We start from the raw sequence: 26,545 nt of genomic DNA on the forward strand, positions 1-26,545 counted from the left end.
CCATCGCCACGGCAACCCGTCGCCCCCACTGCCCCCAAACCCGCCCGAACTGCTGACAACCGCCCCGCAACCGATCACCTACCGTTATCGGCGGAACGGTTTGTACGGCTCGGAGGGATTTGTGCACCAGAACGTTTCGCACCTCGGCAGCACGGCGGGGACCCTGTTCCTCATCTGCTATGTGATCGCCGGTGTCATCACCGCCGCAGCCGGCTTCCTCCCCGGCAACGCCTCCCGGCTCCGCCTCGTGTGCGTCACCTTCGGCCTCGCGTTCGCCGGTTGGTCGGCCAAGGTCCTCTTCACCGGCGGCCCGATGCTCATCGGCCTGGCCGTCCTGCTTGCCCCGCTGTCGCTGACGACGATCGCGATCATCGGCACGTGCCGCGCGTACAGCCGCCGCCACGCCCCGACCCGCCTGTCCCGGCCGCACCCGGCAGCCGCCCGGACGTACACCGAGCCCAACTCCCCGTTCCCGCCCGTGGTTCCTGTCCCCGTTCACGCACCTTGGCCTTCCACTCACCTTGCCCCGGCCGACCCGTTCCTGCCCTCGCCCGCCACCCGTTCCTCCTCGCTCGGCGCTCACCTGTTCCCGGTTGGTGCTCACTCGGCCCCGGTTTCGGGTGCGCACCTGACCACGGCCGTCCTGGCGCCGACCGGTCCGGCCCCTGCCCACCTGGCGACGCCCGCCGCCCAGCGGCGGTTCCACGGGCACGCGATCGCCCCGCCGCCCGCGTTCCCGACGCCGCCCCGGTTCGCGCCGCAGCCACTGCATAACGTCCCCGCCCCGCAGCCGCACAACGTCCCCGCGCCGCGCCCCGCCCTGGACGACCACATCACCGCCCGGTTCCAGGGCTCCGCGAACCACCTCCAGCCGTCGCCGTCACTCTCCTCTCGTTCGAGCCTCGCGCCCTCGCCGGAGCCCTTCGCTTCGCAGCACCCGTCAAGCGCGCAGGAGTGGGCCCGTGCGCATGCCTGGACGGGCGATCAACCCGCTGTGCATGACCGGACCGACTCGTCGTCGTCACGGCACTCGTCCCGGCGGCTGCGGGGTGTCGTACCGTCGCAGAACCTCGACACGATCACGTCCTCGCCCCCGATCGAGCCCTCGATGCGGATGGCGCTCGCCCCCGTGACCGATCCGTCGCCGTTGCAGCCCTCCTCGGTCCGTGCCCGTCACCGCGCGGCCGGGACGTCCGCCTGACCTCGCCTGGCCCCGGCTGACCCGGCTGGCCCCCTGACGCCTCAGCCCTGGTCGACCACCTCCGCCCCGGCGGGCGGCGGGAACACGCGGTCGACCAGGCTGTCGACGAGCGCCTCCACCCCGTGCGGCCGCAGCACCTCGGGCACGGTGAGGTCGTCGACGATCAGGCCGAGCATGCCCAGATACAGCAGCAACACAGAACCGCTGTCGCCGGGCAGGCCCGCGTCGACGTGGAACGCGACATTCGCCTCCAGGTCCGCCGTGAAGAACCGGGTCAGCATGGTGTCGAGCTCGGGCCGGCGGGTCGCCTCCAGTCGTAACTCCAGCAGAGCGAGGTGGCTGCTGCGCTCCCGGCGGGTCCTGTCCAGTAACTGGTGCATGAGCGTCTTCACGAGATCGCGGGACGGTGTCGCGCGCATCGTCTCGGCAAGCTCCGCCGGGTCAGGCGTGAGCCGCTCGCGCACCCGGACCATGAGCTGCTCCAGCAGATCGGCGCGGTTGCTGAAGTAGTTGGACGTCGTGCCGGTCGGCACCTCTGCCTGCTGGTCCACCGCGCGCAGTGTCAGCCCCCGTGATCCCTCGTCGGCCAGGACCTCGATCGCGGCGTCGAGCAGGGCGGTCCGTCTGGCGGGGTTCTGACGCATCGCTGAGTCCTTCCGTGCGGGCTGGTTGACACCACTGCAAGCACAGTACTACATTCAAACCACTTCATCCACAGTGAATCAAACGGAGTGAGTGGTTGACATGCGAAAGCTGACCTACCTGGTTGCCGCCACGCTCGACGGCTTCATCGCCGGCCCCGACGGACAGTTCGACTTCCTCGGGTTCGAGGACGACTCGGCGGCGGCGATCATCGCCTCCTGGCCCGAGACCCTGCCCACGCACGCCCGCGTGCCGCTCGGCTTGGAAGACGTGCCCAACAAGCGGTTCGACACGGTCGTGATGGGCCGCGGCACCTATGAGCCCGGCCTCGCGATCGGCATCACCAGTCCCTATCGACATCTGGAGCAGTTCGTCTTCTCCAGGACGCTCACCGACGTCGACCCGACGGTCACGTTCCTGGGCGCAGACACCGATCCCGCCGAGTTCGTCCGGGACCTGAAGCGGCGCGAGGGGCTCGACATCTGGCTGTGCGGCGGCGGCGCGCTGGCATCGCAGCTGGTCGGCGAGATCGACGAGCTGATCCTCAAGGTCAATCCGGTCGCGATCGGTTCCGGTGTACCGCTGTTCGCCGCGCCGTTCAAGCCCATACCGTTCCGGCTGGCGGGCACGCGCACGTTCGACACGGGTGTCGCGTTCATGACGTACGAGCGGGTGACGCCATGATCCGGGCTGCGACGCCCGGCGACATCGACCGGGTCGCCGCTGTCGTCGTCGATGAGCCGGTCGGTTGGATCAGTGCCGAGCGCTTCCGGTCTGATCTCGCCGCCCGGATGTACCGCCCCGAGTGGACCTGGATCGCCGAGCGTGACGGCCAGATCATCGCCAGGGCACTGTGGTGGGGACTGTCCGGCGACACCCATCCGGTCGCGCTCGACTGTCTCAGCGTCGACCCGTCGGTGCCCGACCGCGCGGCGCTTGCGGCCGCGCTGCTCGGCGCGGGGATGTCGGCGCTGGGCGCGCCGGTGGCGCCGCAGTTCACGGTGTCGGTCGCCGCTGGCTGGCGGGACGACCCCGCGACGGTGGCGGCCGTCGGCTGGCGGCGGGACGCGGCGATCGCCGCCGGCCTGACCGACGAGGTGGAGCGGCTGCGGTTCGAGTGGACGCCCGGCCCGGTCGCCTCGGGAGTGGCCGGGCAGGCGCGCGACCGTCTGGTGTTCGAGGAGGCGAGCGACGAGGAGTTCCTGCACGCGTTCCGCCGGGTCGCGTCGGGCAGCCTCGACGCACAGACGCGGCGCAGCGTGGCCGCGGACGGCGTCGACGCCACGGCACGCGCCGAGATGAACTTCTATCTCGGGTGCCCGGGGGACCGTTCGTGGTGGCGGATCGTCAGGACGGGGGACGGGGTGCTGGTGGGGCTGGCGGTGCCGTCGGCGACGCCGTACCACCGCAATGTCGGGTATCTCGGCGTCGTGCCCGAGATGCGAGGCCACGGCTATGTCGACGACATCCTCGGTGAGATCACGCGCATCCATGCCGCCGACGGCGCCCAGGTCATCACCGCGACCACCGACGCTGCCAACGCACCGATGGCAGCCGCCTTCGCCCGGGCCGGGTATCGCACCACCGAGATCAGGATCGTGTACTCCGCGCCACCGGCGGGCGAGGCGCTCGGCTTACAGCCCTCGACCCCGTGAGGCCGTGACCCACCGGCGCGGTGATGCTGCCTGATCGCAGGCCGCCCGCGGACTGAAGTCGCACCCACTGCAGTCGCGGAACGGGTGCGGGCAGCCACCCGTCCGGTGGTGCGTGCCGACCGCCTGTGGGCTGAGCTGCCAGGGTGTCTGCGGGCTGCGTCTGCTCGGTCGCTGCGCTCGGTGCTTGCAGACTGCGTACGCCTGCGGCTGAGGGCGGTGTCTGCTGGCACCCGTGGGCTGGACCTGGCAGGTGTCTGCGGGCGGCGGCTGCCGGGTTACTGCCTGCGGTGCCAGGTTCGTGGGTGCCAGGTGCGGCGGAGGCGCTCGCGGCGGCACCAGGTCCTGCGGTGTGGGCCGGGCCGTCGTGGGTGGCATGGCGGCGGAACGGTTGGAAGCCGGTGCATGTAGTGGTCCTTCGGTGGGGTGGAGGGTCAGCCGGAGGCAAGCACGTGCGCGAACCGGGGCGACAGCCCCGACGTGTCGGAGTGGCTCTTGAGGAGGGGGACGAGCGTGCCGTACGTGGGAATGCCCAGCACCCGTGACAGCATCCGCAGCGTGCGGCGGCCCGGGTCGGTCACCGCAGTCTGGCAGCCGAGGAGCCGGACCGCCACCACGTCGTGGCGGTCCAGGATCCGGTCGGCGGCCAAGTGGGTGAAGAATCGGGCCACGTCGCGTTCGAGCATGTCGATCGGGGTGCGACCGAGCCGCAGCAGGTGGTGCCCGCGGGTCGAGTGGCCGATCAGGTCCAGGTGCACCGGTCCTGCCGGCCACGCCGCCGTCGTCAGCACGTCACGCAGCTCGGTAAGGGAGGCGGCGTGATGCAGCTGCACGCACCTGGCGACGCGGCTGGCGAAGAACGGCTCGGAGCAGTCCGGCGAGGCGACGTTCAGCGAAGGGAGGGACACCGGTCCGCCGGTCAATCGCCGAGCGCGTCCGGCCACTTGATCGCCTGCAGCGATCCGGCCCGCGCGGAGATCACCACCGACGTGCGGCGGAGTGTCGCCGCAGCCGTGCCGGCGGAGGGTGACGCTGTGCGCGCGGCGCCGGAGGCCAGGGCCGGCGAGTGGTTGGCGGTCGAGGTCGGGCGCGGGCCGGCGACCAGGGCCGACGGCGCGAGGCGGCTGGGGCCCGCCCACGGTGGGATCTTCGGGGCGATCGCGCTCGTGGGGACGGTGGTGTGCAGCAGGTGATGGTTCGTCATTCGGTGCTCCCGTTGGTAGTCGAAGGGGAAGGGACACGGCCGGCGATCAGGAACAAGGGGCCTCGGGTCACCGGGCCGCCGATGGTGGTGAGGCTGGCTGGGCCGGCGTCGCAGTGTTCCGGGGAAGCGAGGTCGAGCCACATCGTGACCGGGGACGTGGCCGGGTCGGTGGAGCGGCCCGGCGGGAAGACGGCGACGCGGGCGAGGGTGCCTCGCTGCTCGAGGACTTCGGCGCAGTGGCCGGCGTAGCGGTTGCCGGAACGCGGGTCGGGGGTGCCGGGCCAGTACACGACGGATTGGCACTCGTATTCGGCGCCCGTGAAGCCGGTGGAGGCCGGGGTGGGGCGCAGTGAAGGAGGGAGGCGGTCGATGAAGGCGGTTGCCAGGTAGACGGCGCCGGTGAGGCGGAGCTCGGGCCACGCGGGGCCGAGGGTGGACCCGCCGGTGTCGCCGTCCGGGGCGCTGAAGCAGTCGTCGACGTCGACGTCCGCCCAGGAGATCTCCTCGGCGACGGCGGCGGATGGGGCACGGGCCAGGTCCACGCTGATCAGACGGGCGGGGTCGAAGTCGTGCTCGACGGGTTCGGTGGTCCAGAAGGCGCAACGGGTCACGCCGTCGATCCGGCCGAGAAACGCCGGCGTGCCGACGAAGACGGTCCGTGCCGGGGGCGATGCGGTCATGCCAGAAGCATGCGGCGGTCCGCTGAAACGGCGCTGAAGCGGCGCTGAGCAGCCGGCGCTGAGCAGCGGCGCCCGAGGACGCACGTGCGCCGCGGGCGGGGGTCCGATGGACAGTGCGACCTCAGCGAATCGGCGAGCCAGCAGGGCGCGGGGGAGCGGACACCACCGAGAAGACCAGAGCGGCTAGGAGGGTGGATCGAGCGGGGCGGTGGCTGGGTGCGGGATGCCGCGGGGACACGAGGGCGACACGGCGGTCACCGCGGGACAGGAGTGCAGCGCCGCGGCGACTGCGGGACGGGAGAGCATCCCAGGCGCGGCCGTGAAGAGGAACGTCCCGGCGGTGGCCCGGTGGAGTGGCGCGTCCAGGCGGCGGCCGGAGAAGAAAAACCTCCAGGCGGTGGCCGTGGAGCGGAGTGTCCCGGCGGTGGCCGGTGGAGTAGAGGGTCGCGGCGGTGGTCGGTTGAGTGGAGTGTCCCAGCGGCGGTCGGTTGAGTGGAGTGTCCCCGGCGGTAGCCGTGGAGAGGAGCGCCCAGGCGGCAGCGTGGAGTGGAGCGTCCCGGGCGGCGGTCGGCTGAGTGGAGCGTCCCCGGCGGCAGCCGTGGAGAGGAGCGGCCAGGCGGCGGCCGCGGGACAGGAGTGCGTCGCCGCGGCCGCCGGAAGGTGGGAGTGGTTACGCCGCGGTGGCCAGGGTCAGGGCGAACCGTTGCGCGGGGTCGGTCCACCAGTGGCGGACGGAGAAGCCGGCCGCGGTGAGTTCGGCGGTCAGGCCGGACTGGTGGAACTTGGCGGAGACCTCGGTGCGGAGCTCCTCGCCGGCGGTGAAGGTGACCGTCAGGTCGAGGGCGGCGACGTGGACCTGCTGCGCGGTGGTGGAGCGCAGGCGCATCTCGATCCACTCGTTGGCGGGGTCCCAGAGGGCGACGTGCTCGAAGGCGGCGACGTCGAAGTCGGCGTCGAGGGTGCGGTTGAGGACGTGCAGGACGTTGCGGTTGAACTCGGCGGTGACGCCGGCCGCGTCGTCGTAGGCGGGGACGAGGACCGACGGGGACTTGACGAGGTCGGCGCCGAGGAGGAACCACTCGCCGGGGTTGAGGCGGGCGCGGAGCGCGGCGAGGAAGGGGGCGCGTTCGGCGGGGGTGAAGTTGCCGATCGTGCCGCCCAGGAAGGCGACCAGGCGGTCGCCGGTGTCGGGCAGGGTTTCCAGGTGGTTGACGAAGTCGGCGACGATGCCGTGGATGTGCAGGTCAGGGTATGCGGTTCGGAGGGTCCTGACGGCGTCGCGGAGGGCGGAGGCCGACACGTCGAGCGGGGCGAAGGAGCCCAGTGTGCCGGCGTCGCGCAGCGCGTCGAGCAGCAGGCGGGTCTTCTCCGAGGAGCCGGAGCCCAGCTCGACCAGGGTCTTCGCGCCGGTGATGCGGGCGATCGACGAGGCCCGGTCGGCGAGGATCGAGCGTTCGGCGCGGGTCGGGTAGTACTCGGGCAGGCGGGTGATCTCCTCGAACAGTTCGCTGCCGCGGGCGTCGTAGAAGTACTTCGGCGGGAGTGTCTTAGGGGTGGCGGTGAGACCGGCCCGGGCGTCGGCGCGCAGGGCGGCGGTGAGGTCGGAGTCGAGCAGGTACACGTCGAGGTCGGGATCGTGCAGTGTCACGAGAAGGCACCTTCCGTTATGTGTACCGCGGACGGGTCCGCGACGAGCAGGGAGAAGTCGGGGACGGCGCGCCAGCCGGGGTCGTCGTCCAGCGGTTCGGACGCGACGAGCACCCCGCCGTCGGGAACGGCGCGGACGGACAGCGCATGGCCGTACACGGAGGCGGCGACGGACCGGCCGTCGGTGAGCAGCAGGTTGAGCCGGGAACCGGGCGCCGCGGCCGCCACCGAGGTGACGACCGAGGTCACCGCGTCGCCGACGGAGGAGCCGGCCCGCAGGCGCGCCCGGACGAGGGCCCACAGCAGCGCGCTGTCGGTGGGGGCGTCCAGGGTGATCAGGTCGCGCACCGGCAGCTCGGACGCGAGCGCGGCGACGCTGTCGGGCCACCCGGCGACGCGCCCGTTGTGGCTGAACAGCCACGACCCGGAGGTGAACGGCGCGGCTGCCGACTCGGTGACGGGCATGCCGACCGTGGCGGAGCGCACCGCGGCCAGCACCGCGCCCGACGAGGTCGCCGCGGCCAGTGCGGGCAGCGCCGGGTCGGTCCACAGTGGACGGGCCGACCGGTACACCACGGGGCCGGGGAACCAGCCCAGCCCGAAGCCGTCGGCGTTGATGGTGCCGCCGCCCCGCATGTCGCGCGGCGCCCACGACTGGTGTGACAGGCCGTGCGGCGGGTCGAAGAGCAGGCGCGACAGCGGGATCGGCGGACCCAGGTACGCCAGGTGACGGCACACTAGGCGGGCCCCGAGGAGGAGGCGGTGCGGAAGCCGCTGAAGATCTGGCGGCGGATCGGGTGGTCCCAGTTGCGGAACGTGCCCCGGCACGCCGCCCGGTCGGTGCCGAACGACCCGCCGCGCAGCATCTTGTAGTCGCCGCCGAAGAACACCTCGGAGTACTCGCGGTACGGGAAGGCGCTGAACCCCGGATACGGCAGGAAGTCGCTGTCGACCCACTCCCAGACGTCGCCGATGAGCTGGTGGACGCCGAGCGGCGACGCACCGTCCGGGTAGGCGCCGACGGGTGCCGGCTGCAGGTGCCGCTGCCCCAGGTTGGCGTGGCGTGGCGCCGGGTCGTCGTCGCCCCAGGGGTACCGCCGGGAACGGCCCGTCGCGGGGTCGAACCTGGCCGCCTTCTCCCACTCGGCCTCGGTCGGCAGCCGCCGGCCGGCCCAGGCGGCGTACGCCGCGGCCTCGTGGAAGCAGACGTGCACCACCGGCGCGTCCGGCACGATCGGAGCCGTGCGGCCGAAGGTGGTGGCGTGCCAGTCGCCGCCGTCCCGCGTCCAGTGCAGCGGTGCTTCCAGCCCGGCCGAGACACGGTGGTCCCAGCCGGCGGCGGACCAGAAGCGCGGCTGGTCGTAGCCGCCGGCGTCGATGAACGCCGCGTACTGGGCGTTCGTGACTGGGGCGGCGTCGATCCAGAACGCGGGCACGTCGACGCGGTGCGCGGGGCGCTCGTTGTCCAGGGCCCACGGCTCGGCCGACGTGCCCATGTCGAACGGTCCGGCCGGCACGTGCACCTCCCCGCCCACGGCGACGACCGCGGACGGTGGCGGGTCTGCCGCCAGTACCGGCGAACCCGCCCGCAACTGGTGGGTGGCGAGCATCGTCTCGTCGTGCTGCTGCTCGTGCTGCACGATCATCCCGAACGCGAACCCGTCCCGCAGCAGCGGCCGCGCCGGGTCGGCGGGCAGGCGGTCGACGACGTCGAGCACCTTGTCGCGGACGGTCGAGACGTACGCGCGGGCCTCCGCCGGGCCGAGCAGCGGCAGCTGCGGCCGGTCCCGCCGGGCGTGCTTGAACGCGTCGTAGAGGTGGTCGATGTCCTGCCGGACGGGTTCGCGGCCGCCGACGTCACGGACGAGCCACAGCTCCTCCTGGTTGCCGATGTGCGCCAGGTCCCACACCAGCGGCGACATCAGCGGTGAGTGCTGCCGGACGAGGTCGGTGTCGTCGACGGCGTCGGTGAGGATCTCGGACCGCCGGCGGGTGCGTTCCAGCTCGGCGGCCACGCGCTCTCTCAGGCTCATGCCGTCACCCCCGAGACGCCCCGGCGAGCCGCGCTCCGGCGACGGCCGGTCTCCGCGGCGCCCCGGCGAGCCGCGCTCCGGCGACGGCCGGTCTCCGCGGCGCCCTGGCGACGGACGGACCAGACGCTACGCTTCGAACCGTTCATGGCGGGTGCTCCCTTCGATGACGTCCAGCAGCAGGTCGTCGGGCAGGTCGAGCCGTGACAGGGCCAGGTCGCGGACCGCGGTCGCGGCCCGGGCCAGGGCCGGGTCGGCCATGCCGAGGCGGGCGGCCAGGGCCCACTCGCCGGCGACGGGCGCGCACAGCTCACGCACCCGGTCGACGGTCGGCTCGTCGGCGAGCAGCGCGGTGAGGATCGCGGCCGGCGCGAACCAGTCGGACCCCCGCAGCGTGTCGAGGTAGCGCACCTCGAGGTAGCCGCGCGGGCGCACCGGCGGGAACAGCGTGCTCAGGTGGTAGTCGAGGTCCGCCCAGGTCGGCGGCGAGCCGAGCGCCCCGCCGATCCAGTCCGCGAACGTGACCCCCGCCGGCGCGGTCCACGGCCCGTCGGCGCGCCGGACGCAGAGCAGCTGCGCGTCCAGCGCGTACCGGGCCCAGTCGAGCGCTCCGTCGGAGCCGGCGGGGACCGGACGGGTCCTGGACGGGTCGATCGCCAGCCATGTGCGCATCCGCGCCGACGCCCAGCCGGTGTCGTGCCCGGCGTGGCGCCGCGAGTTGGCGAACAGGGCGATGAGCGGCGGCCCGAGGTCGTGCACCGCGGCCCAGCGTGACGGCGGGCCCGCGTCGAGGCAGACCTGCAGGCCCGCGGTGCTGCACATCATGGTGCGCCCGGCGTCGTTGCGGCGCGCGAACGCCGACGCCATCGCGTCGTACCGGGGAGTGGAGAGCATCCGCCGCGGCCGGCGGTGCGGGTCGATGCCGGTGCCGCCGAGCTCCAGCCCGGCGCGGGCGAGTCGCCCGGTGAGCTCCGCGAGATCGGCGCTGACGGCCTCGTGGAGGTCCGTCAGGGAGCGTTGCGGGACGGTGGACAGCTCCACCTGGCCACCCGGCTCGAGGGTGACGGCCGACCCGTGCCGCAACGGCAGGTGTGCCGTGCCGGCGTGCAGGGCGGGCGGTGCGTGGTCGCCGAGCGCCTGACACATTCGATCGGGATCGACGTATGTCGTCGGGTCAGCGCTGGCATGGACGGTGTACTCGAGCTCGACGCCGACCGTCTCCGGTGGTCCCGTCTTGAAGCAGATCGATGCAATGTAGCCCTCGGCCTGCTCAATAGCACAGATCACCGCATCGGAGTCGGCGGCCGTGCGGTCGATACGCAAGGTCGCCATGCGAGCCGACGCTACCCGAGGATCCGGCCGTCGGCGAACGTTCACGTTGAACAAGTGGTTACCGATCCGTTACGTACACGCGTTCGAACTGGGCGAACACCTGCTGGTCGTGAACCGTAGGTGTACCCGCCCGAGTGAACGCCGACACCTCAGCGCAGCAACCGGTACAGGCCGAGGATCTCCCGCGTGACGGGCTTGAACATCCGGAAGCGGGACATCGCGACCAGCCGGTCGATCAGCGGGGCGGACCGCTCGACCAGCAGCCGGGTCTTCTCCTGCCCGGGGGAGGTGTCGTGCACCCAGTACAGCGTGACGCCCATCTGCGCGAGCCACAGCAGCTCCGGCAGCTCGGCCCGCAGCTCGGGGTCGATCTTCGTGGTGGCGCCGTCCACGACGGACCGGAACATCCGCACTGACCGCTCCCGCGCCGGCGCGGATTCGGCGCTGAACGGGCTCAGCGGCGAGCCGGGCTCGGCGGCCGTCTTGAAGAACGTGCCGGCGAAGCCGTGATAGGGCGCCATCGTCTCCACGCCGGCGAGCATCGCGGCGCGCAGCCGGTCGACGAACGTCCCCGGCGCGGCCAGGAGCTGCTCGCACGCCTCGGCGTGGGCGTCCTGGACCGTGGTGTAGAACGCCTGGACCAGGTGATCCTTGGACGGGAAGTAGTAGTACGCGTTGCCGACCGAGACGCCGGCGGCCGTCGCGATCGCGCGCATGGTGGTCTTGTCGTAGCCCTGTTCGCCGAAGAGCCGCACCGCGGTGTCCACGATCAGCCGCCGGGTCTGTTCGCCTTTCGCGGTCGGCTCGGTGTCAGACGTCGCAGGTTCCACCACAGTCCGCACCATATCCTTGTGGCGTTGTTCCCCGGCGTACGGCGGCCGCCGCGGCCACCATCCGCCGCGCCGTCGGGCGTAGATCTGGCCGGGCAAGGCGCGCCGCCAGCCCCCGATAACCTTCCAGCGCCCACAGGCAGATGATCCATGCCGCGTCGCCGGTGTAGACGCCGCCGTCGTCGGCGACCACCGTGATGTCGGCCAGGGTCTCTGCCGGATCGAGCGCCGGATACCGGCGGCGCGCCTCATCCGAACCCGCCGGAACGAACTCCAGCGGCACCAGTTGCGCCCGCGACGCGAGCCACGCCCGTGCCGTCCGGCACAGCCCGCAACCCGCGTCGTAGAGCACAGTGAGCTTCGTGATCATTGCGGCGGCAGCGGCTCGTCGGGCTGGGTCTCCGGCCGCGGTGCCTGCTGCGGTACCGGCTGCGGGGCGGGCTTCGGGTAGCCGTGCGGGGCGGCCGGGCGCGGCGACATCCCGTACGGCGGCAGCGGCGGATACGGAGCGGGCATCATCCTGGTCGGCGGGACGGGCGGCGGCAGCTGGTCCAGCATCCGCCGCCGGCGGAACCGGCTCAGCACGAACAGGTTGAAGAAGTGCAGCCCGCCGAGCACGAGCAGCACCAGGCCCAGCTTCCACGCCAGGGCCTCCATCGCCGAGCTGCCGTCCGGCAGTCGCTGCCCGATCTTCAGCGCCACCGCCACGTAGCCGAGGTTCAGCAGGTAGAAGCCGACCACCAGCAGATGGTTGACCGACTTGGCGAGCCGCTCGTCCGTGAGCGCGTCGTCGAGGAACACCTGGCCGTTCTTGAGCAGCGTCCGCGCCACCCAGACGGTGAGGACGATGCTCACCGCCAGATAGATGAGGTACGTGCCGAGCTTGAGGTCCATGACCGGCCCCTTCTTGAACGTGTTCAACTACGCTCACGGTAGCCCCGTTCTTGAACGCGTTCAATTGTGCGCCCGGTCTCATCGGGCTCACGTGTACGTGAGTCCGGCTCACGTGTACGTGACCCATATGCCACCGACCGTGCCCACCGTCGTCACCTTGCCGTCGTCGCCGCCCACGACCGCCGAGCCGTCGCCGAGCACCTGCAGCGTCGGCTTGTTGATCGTGCTCAGCGGTATCGAGATCCACTCCTCGGTGCCGTCCGCGCCCCGCAGCCGCAGCCCGTCGAGGCCGTCCCGGCCGTCCTGACGGGACAGCCACAGCAGGCGCCCGCCGCCGAGCGCGGCCGCGTCGCGGGCGTCCGCCGGCAGCGGCGGCTGGTCGACCGCCCGGCCGTCCACCAGCCGGGCGACGATGCCGGTCTGGTCGCTGGAGTACCAGAGCTCGCGCTGGTCCGGCGACAGCAGCAGGCGGATCGTCTCCCGCACCTCCCGCACGTCCGTCCAGGTGGTGCCGTCGGCGGAGTGCACCAGCAGGGACGGGGCGTCCATCAGGTGCCGCTTCATCACGACCCACAGGTGGCCGTCGGCGGTGCGCACACCCGCGGCCGGGATCCAGCCGGCCCGGGCCGGCACCGCGCCGACGTCCTCGGCACCGCCCCGCAGCAGCCGGCCGGTGCAGCTGTCGGCCGGCGGCTGCGGGCAGGTCGTGGTCAGCATCACCGGCGACCGCGTCCACGGGCCGTCGTCGCGCGACCGCACGGTCCAGGTGCCGCCGCCGCCGGACGACGACCACGCGCCCTGCCCGTCGGTGAGCCAGACCTCCCGCTCGAGGGCGTGGTACAGGACGCCCGCGGCCCCGAGGCGCGGCAGCTGCCGCGCCCGCCAGGTGAGGCCACCGTCGTCGGTGTAGCCCAGGAGCGGGTCGCACACGTCCGCGACGCACCGGTTGTAGAGCACCCAGCCGTGCCGGCTGTCGGTGAACATGAGCTGGCGCGGGCCGGTGGCGCCGTCGAGCACCACCGGCCGCTCGACCAGCTGGAAACCGGAAGGCCTCGGCATGGGCCGGCCGGCGCCGGCCGTGCGCAGCGCCAGCCCGCCGCCGATCGTGACCGCGGCGACCAGGATCCCCGCGAGCCAGCCGCGCAGGCGGTGGACGATCCACCCCGGCGTGACCCGGACCGGCAGGTCCTCCACCGGCAGCGGCCGGAACGTGCCGGTGAACTCCTCGGCGAACCGGGCGAACTCCTCCTCGACCTGTGTCTCACGCATGCCACACCTCCCGGTCGAGCTCGGCGGCCAGCGCCGACCGGCCGCGGCTCAGCCACGACCGCACGGTGCCCTCGGCGACACCCTCCTGCTCGGCGATCTCCGCCGTCGTCAGCTGCGCCAGGTGCCGCAGGACCAGGGCCCGGCGCTGCGCCGCGGGCAGCTTCGCCAGGCTCTCCACCAGGACGACCCGGTCCGGCGACGGGCCCTGCACCGGGTCGGGGACGCGCTGGCGTTGCAGGAAGCGCACCGCGTGCTGCAACCTCCGGAGCCGGCTCGTCGCCAGGTTCCACGCGACGTGCCGCACCCACGCGGCCGGGTCGGTGTAGCCGGACACCGCCGGCCAGCGCTCCAGGGCACGGCAGAACGCCTCCTGGGTCAGGTCCTGCGCCTCCGCATGGTCGCCCAGGTACGCGTAGAGCTGCACCGCGATCCCGGCGAACCGGGCCCGGTACAGCTCCGCGAAATCTTCCGGTGGGCGTGGCATGCCGGTATCACGCCTGAACCCACCGATCTGTTGCACCCGATCTACAGGCCGGCGACGAGCAGTGCTGAGATCAGCAGCGAGACCTGGTGCAGGGCCTGGTCGGCGACGTACATGCCGCAGACCGGGCTGGTCGTGTCGGCGAACCGCGGCGAGCCCGTCGCCCGCAGCACCGCCCGCACCGGCCAGCGCCGGTCGAGCAGGCCGTGGGTCAGCGCGGAGAACACCACCCCGGCGGTCACACCGGCCGGCGACAGCGGCAGGCGCAGCGCCGCGCAGGTCAGCAGCAGCGCCGCGGTGATCGTCACGTGGTACGTCAGCAGGTGCCCAGCGAGGGCCCGCCAGCCGGCGGCGCCGCGGGTCGCCTTGTGCGTCGCCTGCCGGTCGGTCTGCGCCACGTGATCACCGAGCGAGTGCCCGACGAGCAGGACCACGAGCGTCACCACGAAAACGACGGACCGGCTCAGCGTCTCATAGGACATGATGGAGGGGCTCCTCACGGGGAGCAGCGGGACGGTTCGGTCTTGGAGGATGGGACCGTCCCGCCGCATCGACATTGATGGAGCCGCCATCATCCGCCCGCTCCGCACCAGACTTCTATGTCGAACGTTGCAGAACACATGTGTCGTGAGTCGCGTGATCCACTCCCACGCAGAGGTTCCCCGACGGGTATGAGCGGTGGCATGGTGGACCCGTCGGACCACCCGCCCGACTTTCTCCCCGTTGCACGCCGGACCGGTGGGAGAGCGCCGACTAGGTTCGCCTCTACATCCGGCCACCAGCGGCACCCCGACGCTGCGGGGACCCTGTTGCCGGCGTCGGCGCCTGCCGCGATCGCTCCCCTGGTCATGGCCCTTCCGAGCTGAAACCGGGTCTCAAAGCTGTGCGGTACAACGCTTTCAACATCGCTTCACCGGCACGGCGTCGAAGTATGCGCACAAGGTGCCGGATGAGGGCTACTACAGCTACCTGCGCAACCGGATCGGGGCCCTGCTGCTCCTGGACGGACGCGACAACGGAACCTACGGGGGGATGCTCCTCGAAGACAAGCTGGTGCGCTATCGGAAAGACACCCTGCTGGCCGGGATGCTCAATCCGGACTTCTTCGAGCGGAGCAACGTCCGGCTTCGGGAGTTCCTATGTGGTCACGGTCTGCTCCAGATGGTCGCCACCTACGACGCGAGTACCAAACTGGAACCGTTCATCGACGCGCGCGGACGCTTCTACTTCGAGACCGCCTCCGACGCCAGGGCTACCTCACCCACCAAAGCCATGGAGCACGCGGTCGGCGTGGCCAGCAACGGCTGGGCCTTCTGGCAGGTCGAGCGGACCCGCGAGCGGCTCGACACCGTGCGGCAGCGCTACCTCGATCAGTTCGAGCGGTAGCACTGCCGCCGAGGGCCGCCACGCCGAGCCGGGAGCGCAGCGTGGCGGCCGCCAGATAGCGGGTGGGTCAGGCGGTGTGTTCCTTCTTGTCGCCGGCCCACTGGGTGTGGAAGGAGCCGTCGCGGTCGGTGCGGCGGTAGGTGTGGGCGCCGAAGTTGTCGCGGAGGCCCTGGATCAGGGCGGCGGGCAGGCGCTCGGCGCGCAGGCCGTCGAAGTAGGCCAGCGAGGACGAGAACGCGGGGGTGGGGATGCCGGCCTGGGCGGCGGCGACCACGACGCGGCGCCAGGAGGGGACGCCGGAGTTGACGGCGTCGGCGAAGTACGGGGCGACCATGAGGCTCTTCAGCGACGGGTTCTCGTCGTAGGCCTCGCGGATGCGGTTGAGGAAGCGGGCGCGGATGATGCAGCCGCCGCGCCAGATGGTGGAGACGGCGCCGCGGTCGATGTCCCAGCCGAACTCGGCGGAGCCGGCCTCGATGTGGTCGAAGCCCTGGGCGTACGCGACGATCTTCGAGGCGTAGAGGGCCAGGCGCACGTCCTCGATGAACTGGTCGCGGTCGGAGACCGACAAGCCGCCCGAGGTCGACGGGAAGGCCGCACGGGCCGCGGCGCGTTGCTCGGCGTGGCCGGACAGGGAGCGGGCGAAGGTGGCCTCGGCGATGCCGGTGATCGGCACGCCCAGGTCGAGGGCGCTCTGCACGGTCCAGCGGCCGGTGCCCTTCTGCTCGGCCTGGTCCAGGACGATGTCCACGAAGGCCTGGCCGGTCTCGGCGTCGACGTGGCCGAGGACGTCCGCGGTGATCTCGATGAGGAAGGACTCGAGGTCGCCGGTGTTCCAGGTGCGGAAGATGTCGGCGATCTCGGCCGGGGTGGCGCCGATGCCGGCGCGGAGCAGGTCGTACGCCTCCGCGATGAGCTGCATGTCGGCGTACTCGATGCCGTTGTGGACCATCTTCACGAAGTGGCCGGCGCCGTCGGGGCCGACGTGCACGCAGCACGGGGTGCCGTCGACGACCGCGGCGATCTTCTCGAACATGGGGCCGAGGGTCTGGTACGACTCGGGCGAGCCGCCGGGCATGATCGAGGGGCCGAGCAGCGCGCCCTCCTCGCCGCCGGAGACGCCGGTACCGACGAAATGCAGACCGGCGGAGCGCAGCGCCTGCTCGCGGCGGCGGGTGTCGGCGAAGTGGGCGTTGCCCGCGTCGACGATCATGTCGCCGGGCTCCAGGAGCGGGATCAGCTCGTCGATGACGGCGTCGGTGGGGCCGCCGGCCTTCACCATGATGATGACGGCCCGCGGGCGAGCGAGGGACGCGACGAAGTCGGCCATCGACTCGCTCGGCACGAACGTGCCCTCGTGCCCGAACTCGTCGACGAGGCGGCGGGTCCGCTCGTAGGAGCGGTTGTGCACGGCGACGGCGTAACCGTTGCGGGCCAGGTTGCGGGCCAGGTTACGTCCCATCACCGCGAGACCGGTCACGCCGATCTGAGCAAGGTCGGACATCGGAACCTCTCCAGTCAAAGACGATCTCGCCCCGACCGGCGATCACTACCCCGGGATCTCGGTTCGAAGCGCGCGTCGGACCAGGCTACCCGCCTGCTGTTGCGCCCCGGCACGGCACGGGCGGCGGGTTCCAGGATCCAGGAGCGTCCAGGAGCCGTAGCGGGGGGTGATGCGGGAAGGACCGCTTCACCCGTACTGCTCAAGGAACACCGACAGGCGTTCGGTGAGCGGGGGCAGCGCCCCGACCTCGGTGGGTTCGGCGGCGGTGGCGCCGAGGCGCCGCATGCTCTCGGTGAGCATCGGGGCGAGCTCGTCGCGCAGCGCGCGCATGTCGTCGTCCGGCGGCGGCAGGTGGGCGAGCTTGTCGATCCGCGTGGCGGTGCGCCTGGTGCCGCCGTCGAGCAGGACGGTCACGTAGAGCGTCGTCACCCGGCCCTGCCGCAGCTCGGTACCGGCGACATACGCGGACTCGAGGGCGTCGTGCGCCGACTGGGCGGCCTCGACCGCCGTCGCGCGGAACTCGTGCCGGCCCGGCGGCTGGGTCGAAGCGAACGCACCCCAGCCGAGGACCAGGGTGAGGACCACGGCGACGATGACCAACCCGCGTCGCATCACGCCGTGGTACCCCCGATCCATGGCGGGTCAAACGCCCCGGCAAAACGGTCCAACCAGGTCGTAACCCGCGATGGCGGCGCAACGTTGGACGAAGGTGCATACCGACGAGCCGCCGACCACCCGCGTGCTGTACCTCGCCGGGTGGGGCCGCAGCGGCAGCACCCTCGCGGAGGGAATGCTGGACCAGGTGCCCGGCCTCGTCGGCGTCGGTGAGATCAAGTTTCTCTGGGAGCGCGGCCTGCTGCAGAACCGGCGGTGCAGCTGCGGCACGCCGCTGCGCTCGTGCGAGTTCTGGGTGGAGGTCCTGCACGAGGCGTTCGGCCGCATCCCGGACGACGACGAGCTGCGCGAGCTCGACGAGGCGTCCCGCCGCTTCCGGACCCGGCACCTGCCGGGGCTGGCGCTGCGCCCGACCCGGCCGCCCGGCGCGGACGAGCTGCGCTGGTACTACCAGGCCCTGGCCGACCTGTACCGGGCCGTGGCGAAGGTCAGCGGCGCCGACGTCGTCGTCGACTCCTCGAAGTTCCCGTCCTACCTGACGGCGCTGCTGCAGGCGCCCGGCCTGGACGTGCGGGTGGCGCACATCGTCCGCGATCCGCGGGCCGTCGCGTACTCGTGGCAGCGGCACAAGAAGGACCCGGACGCGCCGAACGGCGAGCTGATGCCCCGCATGCACCCGGCGTCCACGGCGCTGTACTGGTCGGCGTGGAACCTCGCGACGGAGCGGATCACCCGCCGGGCGGGCCTGCCGTACCTGCGGTTCCGCTACGAGGACCTGGTCGCCGCGCCGGACGCGACGCTGCGGGCCGTCACCCGGCTCAGCGGCGTCCCCGCCGCGGCGGTGCCGGTCGGCGACCGCGGCGAGGTGTTCGTGCGCCCTACCCACCAGGTCTCCGGCAACCCCGTCCGGTTCCGCTCCGGGCCGGTCCACCTGCGGCTCGACGACGAGTGGACGACGGGGATGGCGCCGCGGCACCGCCGGCTGACCGGGGCCTTCACCGTGCCGTTGCGGCGCCGGTACGGGTACCGCGACTCCTAACATCCGGCGCCGCCCGGCCGATGGGTCCAGTGTGTGGCGCGGGTTGATCGTCACCGCCGTCACGCTGGTCTCGCTGGTCGGCGGGGGCACCGTGGCGTGGCGGCACTACGAGGGCGCCGTCGACCAGGTGGACCTGCTCGGCGAGGCGGCGCGGGACCGCCCGCCCCCTCGGCAGATCACCATCGAGTCGGCGCCCCGGTGGAGTCCGCCGCCGGCGTCGGAGCAGCCGGGGCGCAACATCCTGCTCGTCGGGATCGACGCGCGGCCCGGCGAGGACCAGGCCGGCGCCCGCGCCGACTCGATCATCGTGCTGCACGTGTCGGCGGGCGGCGACCGGGCCTGGCTGGTGTCGCTGCCGCGGGACACCCGGGTCGAGATCCCCGGGCACGGCACCGACAAGCTCAACGCCGCGTTCGCGGCCGGGTCGCAGGGCGGCGGCGGGCGGGCCGGCGGGTTCGCGCTGCTCGCCACGACCGTGCGGCAGCTCACCGGCCTCGCCTTCGACGCCGGCGCGATCATCGACTTCGCCGGGCTGCGCCGGGTCGTGGACGCGGTCGGCGGCGTCGACCTGTGCGTCGACGTGCGGACCGTGTCCGTGCACATCGGGTGGGACGCGCAGGGCCGGCAGACCCCGCCGTTCCGCCTGATCCCGCCGACGTTCCGCCCCGAGCGGATCCCCGGGGTCAGGCCGCAGGTGTACGAGGTGGGCTGCCGCCACTTCGCCGGCTGGGAGGCCCTCGACTACGTGCGGCAGCGGGAGCTGCTGCCGGACGGCGACTACGGCCGCCAGCGCCACCAGCAGCAGCTGCTCACCGCGCTCGCGCGCCGGGTCACCTCGGCCGGCGTGCTGGGCAACCCCCTCGCGATCGACCGGACGCTGACCGCGGTCGGCGAGTCGCTGACCTTCGACGGCAACGGGCGGTCCGTCACCGACTGGATGTTTCAGCTGCGCGGGCTGCGCCCCGACGCGGTGACGATGCTGCGGACCAACGGCGGGCAGTTCAACGCCGCGACCCGCAACGGCACGGCGTTCGAGCAGCTGGACCCCGTGACGCTGGACCTGTTCGCCGCGGCCTGTTCGGACTCGCTGGACGCGTTCGCCCGTCAGCACCCGGACTGGGTCATCCAGCCGTCCTGACTGCAACATTCCTGCAAACGCAGAGCATTGACTCCACTCTGTACCGGGTGGCACGTTGACGCTAGGAATGCGCTTTCCTCGCCTCTTTGGAGTCTGCATGCGCAAGACCACCGTCGTCGTCGCCGCTGTTGCCGGCGCGGCACTGCTCGCGGGCGCGGCCGTCACCGCGTCCGCGGCGGCTGGCACGCCCTCCGCCGCACTCGCATTAGCCCGCCAGGCCCTGCCCGCCGGTGACGGCTGGGCCTCGGACACCACCGGCACCACCGGCGGCTCCGCCGCCGACGCCGACCACGTCTTCACCGTCCGCACCCGCGACGAGCTGGCCGCGGCCGTCGCCGGCGACACCCCGAAGATCGTCTTCGTGGCCGGCGGGATCGACGCCAACGCCGGCTTCACGTGCGCCGACTACGCCGACCCGGCGTACAGCCTGGACGCGTTCCTCGCCGCGTACGACCCGGCCGTCTGGGGCCGCGCCACGAAGCCCACCGGCCCGCTCGAGGACGCCCGGGCGCGGTCGGCGAAGAACCAGGGCGCGCGGGTCAACATCAAGGTCGGCGGCAACACCACGATCGTCGGCCTCGGCGGCTCGAAGATCACCGGCGCCAACCTGCTCGTCGAGAAGGTCGACAACGTCATCCTGCGCAACCTGCGCCTCGAGGACGCCCACGACTGCTTCCCCTCGTGGGACCCGACCGACGGCGCCCTGGGCAACTGGAACTCCCTGTACGACACGGTGACCGTCACCGGCTCCACCCACGTCTGGGCCGACCACAACAACTTCAGCGACGGCAACAACACCGACGAGACGCAGCCGCTGTACTTCGGCCGCCCGTACCAGGTCCACGACGGCGCCCTCGACGTGATCCGCGCCTCCGACCTCGTCACCATCTCGTGGAACAACTTCTTCGACCACGACAAGACGATGCTCATCGGCTCCTCGAACACCGTCGGCGCCGACGTCGGCAAGCTCCGCGTCACCATCCACCACAACCGCTTCGCCAACGTCGGCCAGCGCGTGCCGCGGGTCCGCTTCGGCCAGGTCGACGTCTACTCCAACTACTTCTACGCCACCGACGAGGACAGCTACAGCTACTCGTGGGGCGTCGGCGTCTACGCATCGCTGTACGCGGAGAACAACTTCCTGCTCCGCAGCGCCGACATTCCGCTGTCGTCCGTCGTGTACGACTGGCGCGGCACCGCCCCCGGCACCATCACCGAGGTCGGCACCGCCACCCGGATCGGCACGGGCCCGGTCTCGGCGGTCAGCCTCGTCGACGAGTACAACGCCACCCACGACCCCGACCTGACGGCCGGCACCTGGGTGCCGACCCTGCGGGCCGCGGCCCCGGACCCCGCGACGGCGGTCCCCGCCCTGGTGTCCGCGAAGGCGGGCGCGGGCAAGCTCGGCTTCTGACACTTCGGTAGTTCGGCACACCCCGCTTGTTCGGCACACCCTGCTTGTTCGACACACCCCGCTTGTTCGACACCCGCTTGTTTGACACACCCCACCACTGCACCGGGCCGACGGTTTCCGCCGGCCCGGTGCGGCTTTGTAGCTTTCATTCCCGGCGGCGCGGTGAGCAGGGATTTCGCGCTCCCGCAGGGGCGGTGAACGGCGTACAGGGGCGGCCGCGGCTTAGCGTCGGAGCCCCCTGCCGCCGAGGAGGAACACCCGGATGCGCCGCTCCGCCATCACCTTCGCCGCGACCTGCGCGGTGACCGTCGCCGCCGTCGCCGTGACCCTCATCGTCGCCCGGCCGGCGCTGGCCGCCGTGCCGTACGAGGACCCGTCGCTGCCGGTCGCCACCCGGGTCGAGGACCTGCTGTCACGCATGACGCTCGACGAGAAGATCGGGCAGATGACCCAGGCCGAGCGCGCGTCGATCACGCCGGCCGAGGTCACCCAGTACAAGATCGGCTCGATCCTCTCCGGCGGCGGCTCGGCGCCCTCGCCGAACACGGCGACCGGCTGGGCCGACATGGTCGACCGGTTCCAGAACGGCGCCCTGGCCACCCCGCTGCGCATCCCGCTGATCTACGGCTCCGACGCGGTCCACGGGCACAACAACCTCGCCGGCGCCACGATCTTCCCGCACAACATCGGCCTCGGCGCGACCCGCGATCCGGCGCTGGTGCAGCAGGTCGGCGCGGCCACCGCCGAGGAGGTGCAGGGCAGCGGCGTCGACTGGACCTTCTCGCCGTGCCTGTGCGTGGCCCGCAACGACCGGTGGGGCCGCACCTACGAGTCGTTCGGGGAGAAGCCCGAGCTGCCCGTGCAGATGGCCACGATCATCGACGGCTACCAGAGCAAGGGCGTGCTGGCCACGGCCAAGCACTACGTCGGCGACGGTGGCACGACCGGCGGCGTCGACCAGGGCGACACCCAGCTGTCCGAGGCGGAGCTGCGCGCCGTGCACCTGCCGCCGTTCACCGAGGCCGTGCGGCGCAACGTCGCGTCGGTGATGGTGTCGTACTCCTCCTGGAACGGCCAGAAGCTGCACGGCAACGACTACCTCATCAACTCCGTCCTCAAGGGCGAGCTGGGCTTCAAGGGCTTCGTCGTGTCCGACTGGAACGGCATCGACCAGATCGAGGGCGGCACCGGGTTCACCGCCTCCGAGGTCCGCCGCGCGGTCAACGCCGGCATCGACATGGTCATGGTGCCCATCGAGTGGAAGTCGTTCATCACCACGCTGCGCGCCGAGGTGCAGGCCGGCCGGGTGACGACGGCCCGCATCGACGACGCCAACCGGCGGATCCTGACGAAGAAGTTCGAGTACGGGCTGTTCGAGAAGCCCTTCGCCGACCGCACGTTCACCCCGACCGTCGGCAGCGCCGCCCACCGCGCCGTCGCCCGCCAGGCCGTCCGCGAGTCGCAGGTGCTGCTGAAGAACACCGGCAACGTGCTGCCCCTCGCGAAGAGCGGCGGACGCTACTTCGTGGCCGGCAAGAGCGCCGACAACATCGGCAACCAGAGCGGCGGCTGGACGATCAGCTGGCAGGGCGCGAGCGGACAGACCACCACAGGCACCACGATCCTGCAGGGCATCCGCGCCGCCGCGCCCGGCTCGACGGTGCAGTACAACGCGACCGGCGCAGGCATCGACGGCTCCTACACGGCGGCGATCGCGGTCATCGGCGAGACCCCCTACGCCGAGGGCCAGGGCGACCGGCCCGGCTCCCTCGGCCTGGACGCGACCGACCTCCAGACGCTCAACACGCTCAAGGCGTCGGGCGTCCCGGTCGTGGTCGTCCTCGTCTCCGGCCGCCCGCTCGACATCGCCGCGCAGCTGCCCGACTGGCGCGCCCTGCTCGCCGCGTGGCTGCCCGGCACCGAGGGCGCCGGCGTCGCCGACGTGCTTTTCGGCGACCACAACCCGAGCGGCAAGCTGCCGGTGACCTGGATGCAGACCGCCTCCCAGGAACCCATCAACGACGGCGACGGCAAGACACCGCTGTTCCCGTTCGGGTTCGGCCTGACCTACACCGGCACCGTCGAGTCGCCCGGCCAGCCCGGCACCCCGGTCGCGTCGGCGGTCACCTCGACGTCGGCGACGCTGACCTGGACCGCGCCGACCTCCGGCAGCACACCGACCGGCTACCGCGTGTACCGCGACAGCACCCTGCTGACCACGGTCGCGGGCCTGTCGTACCAGCTCACCAGCCTCACGCCGGGCACCACGACCCGGTACACGATCGTCGCCGTCGACGCCGCCGGCCGGACGGGTCCCGCCTCGGCGGCCGCGACGGTCACCACCCCGGGCGGCACCGACCCGACCGCCACCTGCGCGGTCACGTACACGGCGAGCGAGTGGGGCGGCGGCGGCTTCGGCGGCGCGGTGACGATCCGCAACACCGGCGGCACCCCGCTCTCCGCGTGGACCCTGGCGTTCACGTTCCCCGGCAACCAGCGCGTCACCCAGGGCTGGTCGGCAACCTGGTCCCAGACCGGCGCCGCCGTCACCGCCCGCAACGAGTCCTGGAACGGCGCCCTCCCCGCCGGCGGCACCGTGTCGATCGGCTTCAACGGCTCGTACACCGGCACAAACCCCCGCCCGACGGCCTTCACCGTGAACGGAGCCGCCTGCACCGTCAGCTGAGCACCGCCCGCGCCGCCGGCCCCCACCCCCGGCGGTGCGCTCACTCCCGCACCCGACTGACCCGCCCTCTTCCGGACCGCCACGCCATCCAGTCCCACCAGCGTGGCGGTCCGGCGTTCTTACCCCGTTACCTCGCGTTGCGGCGGGCCGACTGGTCTGCGCAAAGCCGGCCGTTCCACGCTTCTGGAGATCGCCTCGAAGAACGCACCTCGCCTGGGAGAGCGCCTCGTCGAGCAGATCATGACCGCCTTGGACGAGCAGACCGTGACCGTGCCCGGCACGAGCGCGGCGGAGAAGGTCCTGCCCCGACTGGCTGACAGCCTCCGCGACGTCCTGCTGCAGCGTGACCAGGTCGCCGGTGAGGTCGAGGGGATACTCGATGCTCACCCTCTTGCCCAGGTCCTGACGTCGATGCCCGGCATCGGGGTCAGGACCGCAGCCCGGATCCTGCTCGAAGTCGGCGACGGCACCGCCTTCCTACACCCGGGCATCTGGCCGCCTACGCCGGCCCCGGTCACCCGCCGTTCTGGCACCTCCATCCGCGGCGAGCGCCCGCCCAAGGGCGGCAACAAACAGCTGAAACGCGCGTTCTTCCTCGCCGCGTTCGCGTCCCTGGCCCACCCACCATCACGCGCCTACTACGACCGCAAACGAGCTCAAGGCAAACGCCACAATGCCGCCCTCATCTGCCTTGCCCGCCGCCGCTGCGACGTCCTGTTCGCCATGCTCAGGCTCGTTCAGGGCGGGGCGCTGCGCAGCGGGCGGGTCACCCGCCGTCCGCGCCGCCCCCGGCCCGGCTGGTCGGCATCCGGGCCCGGTTCGCGGCACTGCCCGGCCTCGCCACCAGCTGAAACCGCCCTGGCACAATCGCCCGGATGGAGATCGTTCCCGGGGAAGGTGTGGCGGTGGCGAAGGTCGGCGAGCGCCGTGCGGACGTGGAGAGCCGCATCGGTGGCCCCGTTCACCCTGGTCGTTCCAGCAGGGCGGTGTACGACACGAGCCCGTGCCTCGTTCTGACCTACGCGCAGGACGAGACCGTCGAGGTGGTCGAGATCGGGTACTCCGGCGGCGGTGGTGAGGAGGTCTACTTCGACGGGGTGCAGCTGACCTTCCGGTTCCTCGACGACGTCGTGGCTGACTTGGCGGCCAAGGGGCACCGGTACGAGCCGATCGACATCGGCTTTCGCTTCGAGCCGGGATTCGCGATCTTCTCGATGGCGTCGCTGGGCGCGTGGGACCTCGACCCTGCGGCTGCGGACGATGATCCCCGCCTTGTGTGCGAGGGTGTCTCGGTGGCGCCGTACGACTACTTCCGGACGCCGACCGACGAGGAGATCGAGGCGTACATCCGCAGCCGCGAAGGAAGCGCCTGACCGGCCGTTGGTTGGCTGCGGCTTACGATGCGCAACGGGAGCGGTGAGGAGTACGACATCGTCTTCACCGCCGGCGGGGGTGCCTTCCTCCGGGGTGCTTACCACGATTCGTCGATGTTCGGGTACACGGACGGCGGGCTGTGGCCGGGGCTGCTCGACGGGCTTCCCCAGGAGTTCGAGGCCCTGGCCGCCGAGCCCGCGTTCAGCGGCCCGGGGTGGCACGCTCGACGCCACGTGCGGGTACCCCCTCGAAACGGACCGGTAGCCGGCGTCACAGCTGCCAGACCGACACCCGCTCGCGGTGGCAGGCCAGCAGGGTGGCGGTGGCGAGGCACTTCGGCGGGGCCGGCCAGTGCTCGGTGCGGCCCAGGACGGTCACCGCGCCCGTGGTGAGGTCGAGGCGGGCGACCAGCGAGCCGCCGGGGTTTCGGCCGGTGACCAGGGCGGCGTGGCCGGGGAGCGCGGCGACGACGTCCCACGGGCCGAAGCGGCGCACGACCCGGCCGGTGGTGGCGTCGAGCACGACGGCGCCGAGCGCCGGGTCGGCGGTGTCGGGGGTGGGTTCGGTGGCCCACATGAGGCCGTCGCCGAACGGGCCGAGGTCGGTCCAGCCGGTGATGCTCCACCGCGGGTCGCCGGTGTCGGGGTCCACCACCGTGGTCCGGCCGACGGTGCCGGTGCACAGCAGGGTCCCGCACCACCACAGGCCGCCGGCGGCCGCCATGGCGGTGCGCTGCCAGAGGCGGCGGCCGGTCGTCAGGTCGTACACGGCGCTGTCCAGCAGCGTGGTGCGTTCGAAGTGGTAGACGAGCAGGCGGTCGCCGGCGACGTCGAAACCGTCGACCGCGCCGAGGCCGGGCAGCGCGACCGTGCGCACGACCGAGGCCGAGCCGGCGTCGCGGATGAGCAGCGTGCCGTCGGGGTCGAGGTCGGCGATCTCCCGCCGGCCACCGGCCGCCGCCAGGACGCGGCGGACCGAGGGCGTGCCGAGCTGCCAGCGGACCTCGCCGGTGCGGACGTCGAGGCCGAGGAGGCGCCCGTCGATCACGTCGTCCGCGCGGGCGAGCAGCAGCCCCGGCGGGCCCTCGCCGGTCGGCGGCGACGGCACGGACCCGTCGCGCCGCCAGACCTCGGTGCCGGTCGTCGCGTCGAGGCCGACGAGGGCGGCCGTGCCGGTCGCCGGCTCCTCGACCGCGAGGACCACGCGGCCGTGCGAGGCGGCCAGCAGCCGCGCGCCGGGCTCGACCGGGACGCTCCAGCGGCGGGTGCCGCCCGGCATCCGGTACGCCGCCACGGCGGTGCGCATCAGCAGGACCAGCGTGTCGCCGTCGGCGCGCATGTCGCCGATCCCGTCGCCCTCCAGCACCACCGACGGGGGCGGTGGCCCCGAAGCGGGGTCGGCCGTCATCGGCCCGCTGCCGGGCAGGAGCAGCACCACGGCGAGCAACCCCGGCAACCACCAGGGGCGGCGGCGGGCCGGCGCCGGCCGCACCGGGCCGGCGGCATCGAGGTCGATCACCGCATCAGT

Annotated in this window: 26 protein-coding genes and 1 pseudogene; 10 read left to right on the top strand and 17 right to left on the bottom strand. The window is 72.4% G+C overall.

Going from position 1 to position 26,545, the window contains the following annotated elements; genetic code table 11:
• Positions 1 to 121: 121 nt before the first annotated feature.
• A complete protein-coding gene (locus AB0J72_RS29435) occupies positions 122 to 1,201 on the top strand; it encodes a hypothetical protein (RefSeq protein ID WP_363404136.1) in 1,080 nt (359 codons plus the stop codon).
• 41 nt (positions 1,202 to 1,242) lie between these two features.
• Here AB0J72_RS29435 and AB0J72_RS29440 read toward each other — a convergent pair whose 3' ends face one another.
• Positions 1,243 to 1,845 carry a TetR family transcriptional regulator gene (locus AB0J72_RS29440; protein WP_363404138.1) on the bottom strand — a complete coding sequence of 201 codons (603 nt, stop codon included), beginning with the start codon at positions 1,843 to 1,845 and terminating at the stop codon, positions 1,243 to 1,245.
• 100 nt (positions 1,846 to 1,945) lie between these two features.
• On the opposite strand from AB0J72_RS29440, the gene AB0J72_RS29445 reads away from it, so the two are divergent.
• Positions 1,946 to 2,527: a dihydrofolate reductase family protein gene (locus AB0J72_RS29445; protein WP_363404140.1), complete on the top strand. Its 582-nt coding sequence runs from the start codon at positions 1,946 to 1,948 to the stop codon at positions 2,525 to 2,527.
• Positions 2,524 to 3,498, top strand: coding sequence for a GNAT family N-acetyltransferase (locus tag AB0J72_RS29450; protein ID WP_363404142.1), 975 nt, complete (start codon positions 2,524 to 2,526; stop codon positions 3,496 to 3,498). Before AB0J72_RS29445 ends, AB0J72_RS29450 begins: the two co-directional genes overlap by 4 nt.
• Before the next feature lie 431 nt (positions 3,499 to 3,929).
• On the opposite strand, the gene AB0J72_RS29455 is transcribed toward AB0J72_RS29450, so the two are convergent.
• From AB0J72_RS29455 to AB0J72_RS29515, 13 genes are all read right to left on the bottom strand, one after another.
• Positions 3,930 to 4,403 carry a hypothetical protein gene (locus AB0J72_RS29455; protein ID WP_363404144.1) on the bottom strand — a complete coding sequence of 158 codons (474 nt, stop codon included), beginning with the start codon at positions 4,401 to 4,403 and terminating at the stop codon, positions 3,930 to 3,932.
• 11 nt (positions 4,404 to 4,414) lie between these two features.
• Positions 4,415 to 4,699 carry a hypothetical protein gene (locus AB0J72_RS29460; protein WP_363404145.1) on the bottom strand — a complete coding sequence of 95 codons (285 nt, stop codon included), beginning with the start codon at positions 4,697 to 4,699 and terminating at the stop codon, positions 4,415 to 4,417.
• Entirely contained in the window at positions 4,696 to 5,379 is a 684-nt protein-coding gene (locus AB0J72_RS29465; protein WP_363404147.1) for a hypothetical protein, read from the bottom strand. Before AB0J72_RS29465 ends, AB0J72_RS29460 begins: the two co-directional genes overlap by 4 nt.
• Before the next feature lie 670 nt (positions 5,380 to 6,049).
• Positions 6,050 to 7,021, bottom strand: a complete 972-nt coding sequence (egtD, locus tag AB0J72_RS29470) for an L-histidine N(alpha)-methyltransferase (RefSeq protein ID WP_363404372.1) — start codon at positions 7,019 to 7,021, stop codon at positions 6,050 to 6,052.
• A gap of 2 nt (positions 7,022 to 7,023) precedes the next feature.
• Positions 7,024 to 7,764: an ergothioneine biosynthesis protein EgtC gene (gene egtC / locus AB0J72_RS29475; protein WP_363404149.1), complete on the bottom strand. Its 741-nt coding sequence runs from the start codon at positions 7,762 to 7,764 to the stop codon at positions 7,024 to 7,026.
• Positions 7,764 to 9,059, bottom strand: coding sequence for an ergothioneine biosynthesis protein EgtB (gene egtB / locus AB0J72_RS29480; RefSeq protein WP_363404151.1), 1,296 nt, complete (start codon positions 9,057 to 9,059; stop codon positions 7,764 to 7,766). The genes egtC and egtB overlap by 1 nt, the downstream gene beginning before the upstream one ends.
• A 126-nt stretch (positions 9,060 to 9,185) precedes the next feature.
• Entirely contained in the window at positions 9,186 to 10,388 is a 1,203-nt protein-coding gene (locus AB0J72_RS29485; RefSeq protein ID WP_363404153.1) for a glutamate-cysteine ligase family protein, read from the bottom strand.
• A 149-nt stretch (positions 10,389 to 10,537) separates the two neighbouring features.
• Positions 10,538 to 11,221 (bottom strand): TetR family transcriptional regulator, encoded by a 684-nt coding sequence (locus AB0J72_RS29490; RefSeq protein ID WP_354890972.1) that lies wholly within the window; start codon positions 11,219 to 11,221, stop codon positions 10,538 to 10,540.
• Positions 11,199 to 11,588, bottom strand: coding sequence for a DUF393 domain-containing protein (locus tag AB0J72_RS29495; RefSeq protein ID WP_363404156.1), 390 nt, complete (start codon positions 11,586 to 11,588; stop codon positions 11,199 to 11,201). The genes AB0J72_RS29490 and AB0J72_RS29495 overlap by 23 nt, the downstream gene beginning before the upstream one ends.
• Positions 11,585 to 12,139: a hypothetical protein gene (locus AB0J72_RS29500; RefSeq protein ID WP_363404158.1), complete on the bottom strand. Its 555-nt coding sequence runs from the start codon at positions 12,137 to 12,139 to the stop codon at positions 11,585 to 11,587. The genes AB0J72_RS29495 and AB0J72_RS29500 overlap by 4 nt, the downstream gene beginning before the upstream one ends.
• Before the next feature lie 81 nt (positions 12,140 to 12,220).
• A complete protein-coding gene (locus AB0J72_RS29505; RefSeq protein ID WP_363404160.1) occupies positions 12,221 to 13,381 on the bottom strand; it encodes a hypothetical protein in 1,161 nt (386 codons plus the stop codon).
• Positions 13,374 to 13,865 (bottom strand): sigma-70 family RNA polymerase sigma factor, encoded by a 492-nt coding sequence (locus AB0J72_RS29510; protein WP_363404162.1) that lies wholly within the window; start codon positions 13,863 to 13,865, stop codon positions 13,374 to 13,376. The genes AB0J72_RS29505 and AB0J72_RS29510 overlap by 8 nt, the downstream gene beginning before the upstream one ends.
• Before the next feature lie 41 nt (positions 13,866 to 13,906).
• Positions 13,907 to 14,344 carry a DUF3307 domain-containing protein gene (locus tag AB0J72_RS29515; protein ID WP_363404164.1) on the bottom strand — a complete coding sequence of 146 codons (438 nt, stop codon included), beginning with the start codon at positions 14,342 to 14,344 and terminating at the stop codon, positions 13,907 to 13,909.
• Between the two features lie 460 nt (positions 14,345 to 14,804).
• On the opposite strand from AB0J72_RS29515, the gene AB0J72_RS29520 reads away from it, so the two are divergent.
• Entirely contained in the window at positions 14,805 to 15,248 is a 444-nt protein-coding gene (locus tag AB0J72_RS29520; RefSeq protein ID WP_363404166.1) for a hypothetical protein, read from the top strand.
• Between the two features lie 67 nt (positions 15,249 to 15,315).
• Here AB0J72_RS29520 and gndA read toward each other — a convergent pair whose 3' ends face one another.
• Positions 15,316 to 16,752: an NADP-dependent phosphogluconate dehydrogenase gene (gndA, locus tag AB0J72_RS29525; RefSeq protein WP_363404168.1), complete on the bottom strand. Its 1,437-nt coding sequence runs from the start codon at positions 16,750 to 16,752 to the stop codon at positions 15,316 to 15,318.
• Positions 16,753 to 16,938: 186 nt separating this feature from the next.
• Positions 16,939 to 17,364 (bottom strand): hypothetical protein, encoded by a 426-nt coding sequence (locus AB0J72_RS29530; RefSeq protein ID WP_363404170.1) that lies wholly within the window; start codon positions 17,362 to 17,364, stop codon positions 16,939 to 16,941.
• 97 nt (positions 17,365 to 17,461) lie between these two features.
• Between AB0J72_RS29530 and AB0J72_RS29535 the strand changes: the two genes are divergently transcribed.
• From AB0J72_RS29535 to AB0J72_RS29560, 6 genes and pseudogenes are all read left to right on the top strand, one after another.
• A complete protein-coding gene (locus AB0J72_RS29535; protein ID WP_363404172.1) occupies positions 17,462 to 18,406 on the top strand; it encodes a sulfotransferase in 945 nt (314 codons plus the stop codon).
• A 31-nt stretch (positions 18,407 to 18,437) separates the two neighbouring features.
• Complete coding sequence (locus tag AB0J72_RS29540) at positions 18,438 to 19,544, top strand: LCP family protein (protein ID WP_363404174.1); 1,107 nt, start codon at positions 18,438 to 18,440, stop codon at positions 19,542 to 19,544.
• A 97-nt stretch (positions 19,545 to 19,641) separates the two neighbouring features.
• Positions 19,642 to 20,958, top strand: coding sequence for a pectate lyase (locus tag AB0J72_RS29545; RefSeq protein ID WP_363404176.1), 1,317 nt, complete (start codon positions 19,642 to 19,644; stop codon positions 20,956 to 20,958).
• Positions 20,959 to 21,220: 262 nt separating this feature from the next.
• The gene (locus AB0J72_RS29550; RefSeq protein ID WP_363404178.1) at positions 21,221 to 23,644 is read left to right on the top strand and encodes a glycoside hydrolase family 3 N-terminal domain-containing protein; all 2,424 of its coding nucleotides are present in this window, start codon (positions 21,221 to 21,223) and stop codon (positions 23,642 to 23,644) included.
• Positions 23,645 to 23,842: 198 nt separating this feature from the next.
• Positions 23,843 to 24,376 (top strand): annotated as a pseudogene (locus AB0J72_RS29555) (transposase); the annotation flags it as partial.
• 254 nt (positions 24,377 to 24,630) lie between these two features.
• Positions 24,631 to 25,017 carry a hypothetical protein gene (locus AB0J72_RS29560; RefSeq protein WP_363404180.1) on the top strand — a complete coding sequence of 129 codons (387 nt, stop codon included), beginning with the start codon at positions 24,631 to 24,633 and terminating at the stop codon, positions 25,015 to 25,017.
• A 271-nt stretch (positions 25,018 to 25,288) separates the two neighbouring features.
• Here AB0J72_RS29560 and AB0J72_RS29565 read toward each other — a convergent pair whose 3' ends face one another.
• A complete protein-coding gene (locus AB0J72_RS29565; protein WP_363404182.1) occupies positions 25,289 to 26,536 on the bottom strand; it encodes a PQQ-binding-like beta-propeller repeat protein in 1,248 nt (415 codons plus the stop codon).
• Positions 26,537 to 26,545 lie beyond the last annotated feature (9 nt).

The organism is Dactylosporangium sp. NPDC049742, from assembly GCF_040674675.1.
Classification (GTDB): Bacteria; Actinomycetota; Actinomycetes; order Mycobacteriales; family Micromonosporaceae; genus Dactylosporangium; species Dactylosporangium maewongense.